Source organism: Serratia sp. CoH_122_TC_1, assembly GCF_058191755.1.
The window spans coordinates 304,123-317,071 of sequence record NZ_JBXWLA010000001.1; the positions used below are offsets into that span (position 1 = coordinate 304,123).

Below are 12,949 nucleotides of genomic sequence, written 5' to 3' on the forward strand. Positions count from 1 at the left end.
AGCACAACGTCAACCCGAGGACTCTTCATGATCGATCAAACCCAATTCCCGATCGTCAAACGCTGGCCCGCCCAGCATCCTGAAAGGCTACAACTTTACTCTCTGCCTACGCCCAACGGCGTCAAGGTTTCCATCATGTTGGAAGAGATAGGTCTGCCTTATGAACCGCACCTGATTGATATCGGCAAGAACGAGACATGGACACCGGAATTTCTGTCGCTGAATCCGAACGGCAAAATCCCGTCGATCATCGATCCCGATGGTCCTGATGGCAAACCGCTGGCCCTGTTTGAATCCGGCGCCATCCTGTTATATCTGGCGGAGAAAAGCGGGAAGTTTCTGCCGCAGGATCCTGCCCTGCGTTATGAAACTATTCAGTGGGTATTCTTCCAGATGGCGGCGGTCGGCCCCATGTTCGGTCAACTTGGTTTCTTCCACAAATTCGCCGGCCGCGAATATGAGGATAAGCGCCCATTAGAACGCTATACAAATGAATCCAAGCGCCTGCTCGGCGTGCTGGAAAGCCGACTGGAAGGCCGTGATTGGATCATGGGCCAGGATTACAGCATCGCCGACATTTCACTGCTGGGTTGGGTGCGTAATCTGATCGGCTTCTATGAAGCCCGCGAGCTGGTTGAATTCGACAGTTTCCCACGCGTGGGACAATGGCTGGAGCGTGGTCTGGCACGCCCGGCAGTGCAGCGCGGTTTGAATATCCCCGCCCGCAACGCATAATTTATTGCCTGGGATAGCCACCCGGCTATCCCATTCTCACTCCCGTCATAAAAGTGTCACGCACCTGCTCTACCCTCCTTACGTAACAAATTGATGCTAATTATGTTGTTATATTACGACAAGGAGCTTTCCCCCATACAGCATTCCGTTTCCCTGATCGCCGGTGCCGTGTTATCCGCCTTACTGTGTGCCACCGCCTTCGCCGATGACACCACCGTCAATACCGCAAGCCTTTCCGAGCGTGCAGCACGCGGCGACATCGTCGAGCCTGGTGGCGCACGCCGACTGAGCGGCGACCAAACCGCGGCACTGAAAGCGTCACTGTCCAACACAACGGCCAAAAACGTGATTTTGCTGATCGGCGATGGCATGGGTGATTCTGAAATTACCTCGGCACGTAACTATGCCGAAGGTGCAGGCGGCTATTTTAAAGGCATCGATGCCCTGCCGCTGACCGGCCAATATACCCATTACTCACTCGATAAAAAAACCCACAAACCCGACTATGTCACCGACTCCGCCGCCTCAGCGACCGCATGGTCGAGTGGTGTTAAAACCTATAACGGGGCTCTCGGCGTCGACGTCAACGGTAAAGATCAGCCGACGCTGTTAGAGATTGCCAAAGCTGCGGGTAAAGCCACGGGCAACGTCTCTACTGCCGAACTGCAAGACGCTACGCCGGCAGCACAAATTTCTCACGTTACCTCGCGTAAATGCTACGGCCCGGAAGAGACCAGCGAAAAATGCGCAACCAACGCGCTGGAAAACGGTGGCCGTGGTTCCATCAGTGAGCAGTTACTCAAAGCCCGCGCCGACGTCACGCTCGGCGGAGGTGCCAAATCCTTTAATCAGCTCGCGAAAAGCGGCGAGTGGAAAGGAAAATCACTGAAAGACCAAGCAACGGCACTTGGTTATCAATGGGTTGAGAACCTCGATGCCCTGAACGCCGTGAGCGTGGCTAATCAGCAAAAACCGCTGTTGGGGCTGTTTGCCGGCGGTAATATGCCCGTTCGCTGGCAAGGGCCGAAAGCCACCTATCACGGCAATATCGACAAACCGGCGGTAACCTGCGAAAACAACCCGGCACGCACTGCGGATATCCCAACGCTGGCAGCCATGACAGAAAAAGCTATCGATCTGCTGAAAACCAATCAAAACGGTTTCTTCTTGCAGGTTGAAGGGGCGTCGATCGACAAGCAAGATCATGCCGCTAACCCATGCGGTCAATTTGGTGAAACTGTCGATTTGGATGAGGCCGTACAAAAAGCGCTGGAATTCGCCCGTGCCGATGGCAATACCCTGGTGATCGTCACCGCTGACCATGCCCACTCCAGCCAGATTATCGCTGCCGATGCCAAGGCCCCCGGTCTGACGCAAATGCTGACCACCAAAGAGGGTGCGCCAATGACCATCAGCTACGGGAATTCAGAAGAAGATTCTCAGGGGCACACCGGCACACAATTGCGGGTCGCCGCCTACGGCCCACATGCCGCCAACGTGGTTGGGCTAACCGATCAAACCGATCTGTTCTATACCATGCGTGACGCCATGGCGATTAAGTAAGCCCGTGGCTGGCTAAATCTGCCCCCCATTCATCCCTTGTATTTCAGGCGGTGAATGGGGCCTTTACCCTTTCCCCCCCTGCGGCTGCTATAGTGAAGCGCCATTTTCGCTTATGAGAAGAACTCTTTATGGCGTTACTCCGTTGGGCTGGTTCCTTGTTTGCTTTCATGCCGTCTCTCGGTGAAAATCGGTTTTGATTCTGTCTGTGATATCAGGCAGGCTAAGCCTCATTCTCGAAGGCCCGATCACTCCCGGCAACGTTGAGCTGCAAGTGACTGCTCTGAGTATCATGACCGCTGGTCCAACCCTGCAAAAACTTTTACCCCGCTTGTTGAAAAACCGGTGTCAGCCTGCCCAACAATAAGGAGCTATTTTTGAATGTGATCACCTTGCCCTTCGCCACAGAACGTCTGCAACTGCGCCGCTTTACGCCTGCCGATCTCGATGCCTATGCAACTTACCATCGCTTGCCAGAGGTTTATCGGTACCTGTACGCGCCAACACCCAACGACGCGCAACTGGCCGACCTGCTTGCCGATGCAGTGGCTTCGCGCTTTAGCAAAGACGGCGACGTTTTTTACTGTGCCGTCACGGTGAAAGACAGCGGCGATCTGATCGGTGAAGTCCTGTTAAAGCTGGCCAATCGCGCCGCGTTACAAGGAGAGATTGGCTATATCTTCAACCCGGCCTATGCGGGTAAGGGCTATGCCATTGAGGCCGTACGGGCAGTCCTGGAGCGCGGGTTTAACCAAGTGGGTTTTCACCGTATTTTTGCCCGTCTCGATGCCGCCAATCGTGGCTCGATCGGCGTGGTTGAACGTTTGGGAATGCGTAAAGAAGCGCACCTACGACAAAATGATCGCTTCAACGGTGAGTGGGGTGATGAGCTGATTTACGCTCTGCTGGCTGAAGAGTGGAATCAGGCATTGGTGCAAGACAAGCTTTAGGCATCTGCCAGCATCTTTGCCGCCATCTGTTTATAACTCGCCACCAACTCGCGGCCCTCATCCGGGCCGGTACTCACCGCGAGCCGCATCGTGGCTTCCCCCAAATGCATCAACAAGAAGGCAGCATGCTCAACCGATGCAGGATCCGCTTGCGGCCGCAGTCGACGTATCGCCGCTGCCAGCAATGCCCCGTTCAGCCGGCTTTCCGCCACTTCCTCTTCGCGCAGAGTCTTGTTGGCCTGTGTCGCTGCCCAGATATCCCGCATGACAGGTTCAGCCAGAAACAACGCATAATATTCATCGATCAGGCAGTTAAACGCTTCAATTAGCTGGGGTAACGACTGGACTTGGACGAGCCCCTGTTCAATACATTCACGCGCTTCCTGGTTATAACCTTGTGCCAACACGCGGACGATCGCCGTTTTATCCGGGAAATACTGATACAGCGCCCCGATAGAAATACCGGCATTCTGCGCCACTTCACTCATGCGCATTGCATCGCTGCCCTGCGCGGCGATCAGTGCAGTCGCACAATCCAGAATCAATTTTACCTTTTCCCGGCTGCGCGTTTGGCTGGGTTTACGCCGCAATGCGGGCGATTTTTTTTGCTTATCATTCATCATGCATCGTCCTTTGAACAAAAAACTGCCTTGACAATAATACGAGGGTTTATCATATTTACAAAACATGAGTAACACTCACATTTGGAGCAGCACCATGAACACCAACCAAAACGGGTCACCCATTCTGGTTTTAGGCGCGACCGGTAAAACTGGCAGCCGCGTAGCAGCACGGTTACAACAGCTGGAGATACCCGTACGCGCAGGGCATCGTCGTGCAGCCATTCCTTTCGACTGGCAAAATAGCACCACCTGGCACACGGCCTTACAAGGTGTCAAAAAGCTGTACCTCAGTTTCCAACCCGATCTCGCCGTGCCGGGCGCCATCGATACCCTGGAGCACTTTTGCCAACAGGCAGTAAATCGTGGCGTGCAAAAAATTGTACTGCTCAGTGGCCGGGGTGAAGACGAGGCTCGCCAAGCGGAGGACGTGGTTAAAAACAGCGGTGCAGATTGGACGGTGTTGCGTGCCAGTTGGTTTATGCAAAATTTCAGCGAGAGTTTTATCCTCGACGATCTGCTAAATGGCCAGGTTTACTTGCCGCCGGGTGAGATCCCCGAACCTTTTATTGATGCAGAAGATATTGCCGACGCTGCGGTCACGGCCCTCACCCAGCCTGGCCACAGCAATACGTTGTATGAACTGAGCGGTCCGCGTTTGATGACCTTTGCGCAAGCGGTTGGCGAAATCGCCCTTGCCAGCGGACGCGAGATCCACTACCAGCAGGTGCCTGTCGCCGATTACGTCGGCTACCTGCGGGAAGCGCAACTACCGGCGGAAATGATCGCACTGTTGGAATATCTATTTAGCACCGTACTGGACGGGCGCAACGCTTCAGTGACCGACGGCATTCAGCGCAGTCTGGGGCGTGCGCCGCGTGATTTTAGCGCCTACATCGCCGACACGGCTGCCAGCGGCGTTTGGCAACCGCGTTAACATTCATCACCCAGGCAGCCGCAGGGGGCGAATATATTCGCCCCGATTAATTCATGCGCCCCCCCAATCCGGTATAACTGCAAATATATCGCGGGTATTCCATCGATATGCGATGATAACGAAATATCGTTTAAATCAGCGACAATTAAACCCTGCAAATATAGCGGTTATATTTAAATAAAAATACCAAATGAATTATTCCTGCCTTTAATCCGCTTTTTTTAATTACAAAAGTAGTTTTTAACAATATTGCAAACAATAATATCCCCTCAGTAACCAGAGTTGAACAACCTGTCCCCAGACAGCCTGTAATAATCCACTTTTCGTTAAAAAAAACGATTAACAAAAAGACATTATCACTGCGACTCGGCTTTGCCGGGCGGGTTAGTTTTACTTATTTCCAGGGTAGCTCCCGATAAATTCTTTCACCTGCAATGAGTAGAATTTACACACAAGAGATTTAATTTAATGAGAAAATTACTCGTCCTGATTTTCTGTCTGAACCTGTTTGGCGTTACGCAACAGGCCGCAGCAGAAGAGAATAAGACCGTTGATGTGGTACTGATCGGTGGCGGCATCATGAGCGCCACGCTGGGGACTTACCTGCATGAGCTGGAACCAAACTGGTCCATCGACATGTACGAACGCATGAACGGTGTGGCAGAAGAAAGCTCCAACGGTTGGAATAACGCCGGGACAGGCCATTCAGCCTTCGCTGAAATGAACTACACCCCAGAGAAAAAAGACGGCACCATTGATATCAGCAAAGCCGTGGTGGTAAACGAGTCTTTTGAAATCTCTCGTCAATTCTGGTCTTATCAGGTGAAAAATAATGTCCTGAAAGATCCAAAATCTTTTATTAACAGCGTGCCACATATGAGCTTTGTTTGGGGTGACGATAACGTCAACTTCCTGCGCAAACGCTATGCAGCGCTGCAACACAGCACCCTGTTCCGTGGTATGGAGTACTCAGAAGACGCCAACCAAATTAAACAGTGGGCCCCACTGGTGATGGACGGTCGCGATCCGAAGCAAAAAATTGCTGCGACCCGTATGCCGCTGGGCACCGACGTGAACTTTGGCGTGATCACCCATCAACTGGTGGATACGCTGACCAAAAATCCAAACTTCAAGCTGAACCTGAGCCATGAAGTCCGCGACATTAAGCGCAACGCCGACAACACCTGGCGCGTGACCGTGGCCGATCTGAACCGTGACGGTAAAGAAACCACCGTGAATGCCAAGTTCGTGTTTATCGGCGCAGGCGGTGCGTCCCTGACCCTTCTGCAAAAAACCGGCATTCCTGAAGCAGACGGCTATGGTGCTTTCCCGGTCGGCGGTCAGTTCCTGGTGACCACTAACCCGGACATCGCTAACCAACACCTGGCCAAGGTTTATGGCCTGGCCAGCGTAGGTTCACCACCGATGTCGGTTCCACACCTGGATACCCGCATGCTGGATGGCAAGCGTGTCTTGCTGTTTGGCCCGTTCGCTACGTTCTCCGGCAAGTTCCTGAAAAACGGTTCGCTGTTCGATCTGCTGCATTCCCTGAGCACGTCCAACCTGATGCCGATGACCCACGTCGGGCTGGATAACTTCGACCTGGTGAAATACCTGGTTGGTCAGTTGATGATGAACGACGACGACCGTTTCGCAGCGCTGAAAGAGTACTTCCCTGAAGCCAAACAGGCCGACTGGAAACTGTGGACTGCCGGCCAACGTGTGCAGATCATCAAGAAAGATGATGAAAAAGGCGGCTTGCTGCAGTTCGGTACCGAAGTGGTCAGTTCTGAGGACGGCAGCATTGCCGCTCTGTTGGGCGCATCACCGGGTGCTTCCACCGCTGCACCAATCATGTTGCACATGATGGAAAAAGTCTTCAAAGACAAAGTGGCGACGCCAGAATGGCAGAGCAAACTGAAAGAAATTATCCCGTCTTACGGCCACAAGCTGAATGGGGATATTGAAATGACGAACAAGATCCGCGGCTACACCAGCAGCGTGTTGCAGTTGGACTATATCGAAGTGAAGCCGGAAACAAACTGATACCCGTTTCCCCCTTCTCTCAAGGCCGCCTCGTGCGGCCTTTTTTATTTCCCGCCACAGCAAGAGCACTTTTCGCTACCTTTTACACCCCAGTTAACACTTGCGTAACCCGGTTACGCAGCCTATTATCAAAGAACTAACTTGGATAATTACCATTACCTACTGTGACCTGAATGTCGTACCCGCGGGAGAACTTAAACAATGGATCGCGTTAATATCATTCATGATTTGCTGGACTGGATTGAAACTCATCTTGATCAGCCACTGCTGTTAGACAACGTGGCGGCCAAGTCAGGCTACTCCAAGTGGCACTTACAAAGGATGTTCCGCACCACCACCGGGCATGCGCTGGGCAGCTATATCCGCGAGCGGCGTCTGTCGCAGGCCGCGCAGGCGCTGCGTTCAAGCCCTCGCCCCATTCTCGACATCGCCCTGCAATATCATTTCGATTCCCAGCCTTCTTTTTCGCGCGCGTTTAAAAAACAGTTTGGCAAAACACCGGCGGTGTATCGCCGCACTACCCGCTGGGATGTCGCAGAGATGTCTCCACAGCCCATAGAACCCCTGAACGGGCATCGCCATGAGTCACCGGGCGTACATCTGTGGTATGCGGGGAAATGTCTGGAAGGTAAATGTGGCAACTGGATGGGGCAATAAAGCCCCCACAGAATAGCAAAATGCCGCCCCTTTTAAGCACCGTGCTGGTGTTTTAAAAGGGGCGGCATTTTTACTGCACGCTATTACTTGAAGGTGACGTCTACGTTAGCTGTCGCGTTGAATACCCCTGGAGTCGGCGTATTCGTCAGCCATTTCAGGTTAGCGATAAAGGTTTCAGACACTTCGTTCTGCTTATCCTGTAATACACCACCAAAGTCTACGTTGGTCTGTAATGGGATCGGCTTCTTATTAGTATCACGCTGCTGGGTCAAGAAGATGGCTACACCTGGTTTGGTTGTAGGCAAAATCTGCGTGTTATCTGAAGGATCCGAATTGGTGCTGCTAAAACTTGCCTGTAATGATTGCCCTGCGCACTCACCGCCCGACAACGTCGCTTTGATATCAAACGGGACCTGCTTAGCAACCGTCCCCGTTTTTGCGCTGGTGGTGCTCAACACACCAAAATCAACGCTGGCGCCATTATTCGCCAGCACGCTGATCTGCGGGTTACACTGAATCACGCGGATCTTGTCCAGCCCTTTTATATAGGCGTTAAAGTTGCTGTCTTTGGTGGCATTCAGACCGAGCACACCATCAATCTGGAACAACGAAGCACGTCCCAATGCCGGGAAATTGCCCGCTGGCGGTTTCACCCCGGTGGCTTTGATGTAGACCGAATAGGTGGCAGTGACCGCTTGAGGGTCAGCCTTCCTTCTGTTGCTACCCGGTTTGGTACCCGGACCTAAATTCGGCCCCGTCGGGCTATTGGAACTCTGCTTGAGGTTAATCGAATCATAATCAACACCGTTGATCGACACGCCGATAGACAGTGATTTGTCCAGAGCACCGAACGAGTTCTGCGGGTTCCAATAGATATAGGCGTTCTCCCCCCTCGGATAATTATCGGTATCCCAGCAAGTAAAGGTGGAGGTAAAGTTCTGCGAACGCCATATCAAATTACCCGCAACAAAGTCGCTGGCGGCCAGCACGATAGGCCGTCCAACGTCGATATCCTGGGTTACGGTGCCGGTTGGGTTGGCCGAACTGGTCGAGTTACCGAAGCGGCACTGCATTGCCGCCGCCTGCTGTGCCGCCATCAACCCCGTCAGCGCCACTAGTGACAAAAGTGTTTTACGTCCAAATGTATTAAATTTCATGGTGCACCTTAGAGTTTTTGGCATTGCAGGGTCAGTTCCTGATATCCCATACCCGCTTGTTGGTTACCCACGCTGGCCGGGATTGGCAGTATGCACTGCTGATCGGCTTTCGGGCCCCATTTAATCGTCAGTTTTTCACCCGGTTTTACACCGGAAACATAGGTGTCGCCATTGAGGCCCACAGTGCCGCTGTTGCGACCATCTTCGTTGAACACGCTGGCGCCAATCGCGGGGAAGTTATCGTTCCCGAGGCGGGCATGAATCAACAGGCTGACACCTTTGAAGGTATCGAAGGTGACTTTCACCACTGATTTTTCTGTCGGAACCACTTGCTTACTGGCTATAGGTACATCCAGCCCTGGCCCGAAGTCCTCGGTACGCAAAGCAACATAGTTGTAGCGATACGGGTTAGCCGATGGCACCACTGCATAACCAAAGCGGTCGATCGTCACACCCGGTTGGTTTTCCAGGCGCACACCTTTAGCGTCTTTGGCTTCCACCAGCAAAATTGTGTTCTGCAACGGCTGCGTTAAGGTGGCACCACCCGAGTGCACCAACAGGCCACCGGACAGGCCAAGCCCAGCCTGGCGGTAGTTATTGCTATACGCGTAACTACCGTCGATGTTACCGATGCTGCTGCTGTAACCCACATTCAGGTTGCTGTTCTGGCCCGAAGACTGCGTATGCCCAGTAGACACCGAGTAGTTCATACGACGATCGTCCAGCATGGTTCCACTGATACCGGTGGAATAGCTGTCCCCACTCTGTTTACTGTGTGCTGCACTGAAGTTGGCAGTGGTCGAATTATTGTTCTGACCCCAATCCAGCGGTACCGAAACGGTGAAGTTTACGCTGCGATCGGAATAACCATATTGGCCACGGGTATCTTGCAGATAAACACCGTAGGAAATACGCTTGTAACCATCGTTATAGCCCACCTGAATGGTACGATCGTTACCGGAAACGCCCCAATAGTTCTGATGGCTAACGTTGGCATATAAATTGGCACCTGCCCACAATTGCTGGCTGAGCGACAATTCAACGCGTTCGCGTTTGTTACCATAGCGAGCGGTGTAACGCGTACGCTTCTGGTTATTGCTCCAGGATGGCTGGCCCGGCTGCAAATCATTCGGATCCCAGTAATCATTCGCGTAAACACCATTGCGCCAGCGATTACGCTCTTCGACTGCGTCGCTGAGATCGTAATAGCCCGAAGTAGCATAGCGATAGCCCGCCAGTTGGAAGTTGGTTCCCATCTGGTTAAGCGATTTGGAATACAGGAAACGGAAGCTCTGGCCTTGTTTACGATCGCCATTAGCCAGTTCAGTATCTGAAATAGAACCGTCAACCGACACTGCCCCCCATGACCCCAGGCTTTTACCTACACCCAAAGCCGCGGAGCGATAGTGCTCAGCCATAACCACCCCACCAAAAGGCGTCAGGCCATAGTTCATGCCACGCGCCAGCGTACCCTGGATCAGATTAGGCTGATAACCGCCATTGCCATTGTGATATTTACCGGCTGTCAGTTGGAAGTTCCAAATGCCTTCACGCAGCATATTTGCCACGGATGAATAGGCTACGCTGAAGGTTTTATGGGAACCATCGGCTTCATTAACGGTGACAATCAGGTCGCCGTTGTTGGTATGTGGGTAAACATCATGGATCTCAAAAGGACCCGGCGCCACGTTAGTGCTGTAAATAATGTAACCGTTCTGGCGGATCTCTACCCGGGCATTGGTTGCCGCGATGCCACGAACCACAGGTGCATAGCCGCGCAAGCTGTCAGGCAGCATGTCGTCTACGCTGGAAAGCTGAACACCACGGAACTGGAAACTGTTAAATACGTTGTTGTTGGTACTGGCCTGACCCATGATCAAACGGCTGCGCCATGGCGCAATGTCAGTTTCCGCCCAAGATGAGAGGTTAGTCCAGTTTGCACTGCTGCCGCTTTGCTTATCCAGCGTGGAGTTATTGCGCAAGCGCCATCTTCCCACGTTGAGGCCACTGTTCAGCGACAGGAAAGTATATTCGCTGTCATCCGCATCATCGCGACGATAACTGTTCTTGTTGTAATTGAAGGTATAGTTGGCGAACAGGGCATTAATGCCTTCATCGTACATGCTTGATGGGATTGCACCTACAGCGCTCAAATCCATCATGGTCTGTGGTACAGAAATATTAATTTGCTGCACTGCTGCGTCATAGCTGACAGCGGCGTCTTTAATCACAGCAGGTAAATCGACACAGCTGCCTGCCGGCAGGGTTTCCGGCAGTTTAATACCGTAATTCAACAGATCTTCAACTTTAAGGCAAGGCTGAGATGCCGCCTGCCCTTTTACCTGACGAAAAGTAACATCTTTATGATCGACCTGGGTCAAGTTGACGTAGATATCAAATGGATAGACGCCAGGTTGCAACGCATCACCCTGAGCCACGGCTTCGGCGTTACTCAAGTTTTCATTGCCGTGTACAAACGACATGTTAAATTCTGCCAGCGCTGCTTCACTCCATAAAATCGGCGCGGCGGCGGCAATGATTGCAATCCGGATCAACTGTGTCAGCCGTGTCGTTCCGCATGCTACTTTTCGTTGATGTGCCATTCCCTGTCTCTCTTATTGTACTGGAACGTCCTTGACTTCCGTTCTACCGCCAAAATCATTGATATAACTGAACGAAATTTTGTTACTCACGCTGACGCTTGCTGGGATGTTGATCGCAAGGCGCTCGCCTGGATTCACCATGTTGGCATCGACATCTACGGTCTTACCCGCGCTATTTTTCAAATGCAGCGCCCCAAAGGTAATATGCAGAGGGCCATCGTTAATCACCTGCAAACGTGAACCTTCACGCTGCCAGCGTAATTTTTGCACTTGCTCGTCCAGCGTCGTTTTCAACGTCACCGGTCGATAAAAAAGTTTAATTCGGGTACGCACTGCAACCTGAAGCACATTCTCCTGCTTCGGTGCGGGTGGTATTTCCTGCACGTTAATCCACAGCAGAGTTTCTTTATCTTGTGGAAGACCAGTACCGGAATAAATAAATCGTAAAATAGCGGTCTTTGTCGCATCCAATTTCAGGATCGGTGGAACCACTACAATCGGCAGATTTTTCGGCACCTGATTTCTGTCACCGGTATCCAACCAGGTTTGCACCATATAAGCTTCAGCAGCATCATTATGAATCGGCAGCGAGGCTGATTTATCTGAGCCTTTATAGATTACCCGGGTGGCATCTACCTGGATCCCGGCGTAGCTGCTAAAAGTGCCCAGCATCAGCAGAGCAGCAAAGAACTTTTTCATCGGTTTCCTCTACGGGCCATCCTTGGCCGTTTGTGTCCTAAAAGATCAATTATTTGTATTCGATGGTGAACGGGCTGGTGGCATTTGCCAGACCAGCGGTCACACCAGCGAATGAACGGTAGCGAGCCTGCAGGTTGAAGGTCGCGGTACCGGCAGCATCAACGCTCACTTTAGCTACGTCGTCTTTGATGTTGCTACCATCGCCGATAGCGAAAGGTTTGCCGTTGTTGTCGGTAATTTCGATACCAACACCGGTAGCTGCTGTGCCAGTGCCGCCAACGTTGCTTACAGACAGCAGGTCAGGGTTGCCAGCAACGGTGTTGCCATCAAAACGCAGGCTGTAGTCGCCAGCATCACATTTTTCCAGGGAGATCTGGAAAGCTTTAGATGCAGACTTATCGCCAACATTTTGGAATGCAGAAGTAGGATAAGTACCCAAATAAACTTCTTTATTTTGAGTATCGCTAGTTACCTGGCAGGTAGACTGTTTGATTTCACCGGTGAATTTAACAGTGCCATTTGCAGCCATTGCGTTAGAAGCAGTTACGGACAATACCAGCGCAGCCAAAGGCAATAATACTTTTTTCATTTCCAGCTCCATAGAAAAACAATAAAATAATCGATTCAGTGACAGACGAATATATTAATCCCCGGCACTGAGCATACACTCAGCGATAGCACTCCTTGCTTAAAAGGAGTGTTGCCTCGATGAACCCATTGCCGGACGAAATATAGACCAACGGCATTCTTATTGTTAAATCGTTTAAAACATTCATAACCCCCCTCTTGATAGGAATAAACTATCAACAAATACCTATCGATCGATGTTGACGATTCAATCGAATAGGAATAATCTGTGTTTTGGAAAGCCATGCAGTCGGACATTTTGTCTTAAGACCTAATTATCAGTACATTATTCCGTATATTTACATTTTGTTACCTTTTGAGCGCTTTAGAATTCGCGACAAAAAGCCCCTTTGATGGT

The 12,949-nt window shown here is 51.7% G+C and carries 11 protein-coding genes; 6 read left to right on the top strand and 5 right to left on the bottom strand.

The features are described 5' to 3' along the window. Positions 1-27: 27 nt before the first annotated feature. From AC2FC2_RS01335 to AC2FC2_RS01345, 3 genes are all read left to right on the top strand, one after another. Complete coding sequence (locus AC2FC2_RS01335) at positions 28-735, top strand: glutathione S-transferase N-terminal domain-containing protein (protein ID WP_209632403.1); 708 nt, start codon at positions 28-30, stop codon at positions 733-735. 135 nt (positions 736-870) lie between these two features. Then, positions 871-2,298, top strand: coding sequence for an alkaline phosphatase (phoA, locus tag AC2FC2_RS01340; protein WP_490658666.1), 1,428 nt, complete (start codon positions 871-873; stop codon positions 2,296-2,298). Positions 2,299-2,678: 380 nt separating this feature from the next. Next, a complete protein-coding gene (locus AC2FC2_RS01345) occupies positions 2,679-3,245 on the top strand; it encodes a GNAT family N-acetyltransferase (protein WP_265557161.1) in 567 nt (188 codons plus the stop codon). Here the strand turns inward: AC2FC2_RS01345 and AC2FC2_RS01350 are convergent. Beyond that, entirely contained in the window at positions 3,242-3,865 is a 624-nt protein-coding gene (locus tag AC2FC2_RS01350) for a TetR/AcrR family transcriptional regulator (RefSeq protein ID WP_209634140.1), read from the bottom strand. The genes AC2FC2_RS01345 and AC2FC2_RS01350 overlap by 4 nt on opposite strands. A 97-nt stretch (positions 3,866-3,962) precedes the next feature. Between AC2FC2_RS01350 and AC2FC2_RS01355 the strand changes: the two genes are divergently transcribed. The 3 genes from AC2FC2_RS01355 to AC2FC2_RS01365 all read left to right on the top strand — a co-directional run bounded on the left by AC2FC2_RS01355 (position 3,963) and on the right by AC2FC2_RS01365 (position 7,505). Then, the gene (locus AC2FC2_RS01355; protein WP_490658596.1) at positions 3,963-4,802 is read left to right on the top strand and encodes an NmrA family NAD(P)-binding protein; all 840 of its coding nucleotides are present in this window, start codon (positions 3,963-3,965) and stop codon (positions 4,800-4,802) included. A gap of 468 nt (positions 4,803-5,270) precedes the next feature. After that, complete coding sequence (mqo, locus tag AC2FC2_RS01360; protein WP_209632399.1) at positions 5,271-6,848, top strand: malate dehydrogenase (quinone); 1,578 nt, start codon at positions 5,271-5,273, stop codon at positions 6,846-6,848. A gap of 201 nt (positions 6,849-7,049) precedes the next feature. Beyond that, a complete protein-coding gene (locus AC2FC2_RS01365) occupies positions 7,050-7,505 on the top strand; it encodes a helix-turn-helix domain-containing protein (RefSeq protein WP_490308994.1) in 456 nt (151 codons plus the stop codon). 83 nt (positions 7,506-7,588) lie between these two features. On the opposite strand, the gene AC2FC2_RS01370 is transcribed toward AC2FC2_RS01365, so the two are convergent. From AC2FC2_RS01370 to AC2FC2_RS01385, 4 genes are read right to left on the bottom strand one after another with little or no spacing between them, the layout of a single operon-like run. Next, complete coding sequence (locus AC2FC2_RS01370; protein ID WP_490658597.1) at positions 7,589-8,662, bottom strand: fimbrial protein; 1,074 nt, start codon at positions 8,660-8,662, stop codon at positions 7,589-7,591. An 8-nt stretch (positions 8,663-8,670) separates the two neighbouring features. Then, positions 8,671-11,265, bottom strand: a complete 2,595-nt coding sequence (locus AC2FC2_RS01375) for a fimbria/pilus outer membrane usher protein (protein WP_490658598.1) — start codon at positions 11,263-11,265, stop codon at positions 8,671-8,673. Positions 11,266-11,277: 12 nt separating this feature from the next. Beyond that, positions 11,278-11,964 carry a fimbrial biogenesis chaperone gene (locus AC2FC2_RS01380; protein ID WP_490658599.1) on the bottom strand — a complete coding sequence of 229 codons (687 nt, stop codon included), beginning with the start codon at positions 11,962-11,964 and terminating at the stop codon, positions 11,278-11,280. Positions 11,965-12,013: 49 nt separating this feature from the next. Then, on the bottom strand, positions 12,014-12,553 hold the full coding sequence (locus tag AC2FC2_RS01385) for a fimbrial protein (RefSeq protein ID WP_209632394.1): 540 nt from the start codon (positions 12,551-12,553) through the stop codon (positions 12,014-12,016). Positions 12,554-12,949 lie beyond the last annotated feature (396 nt).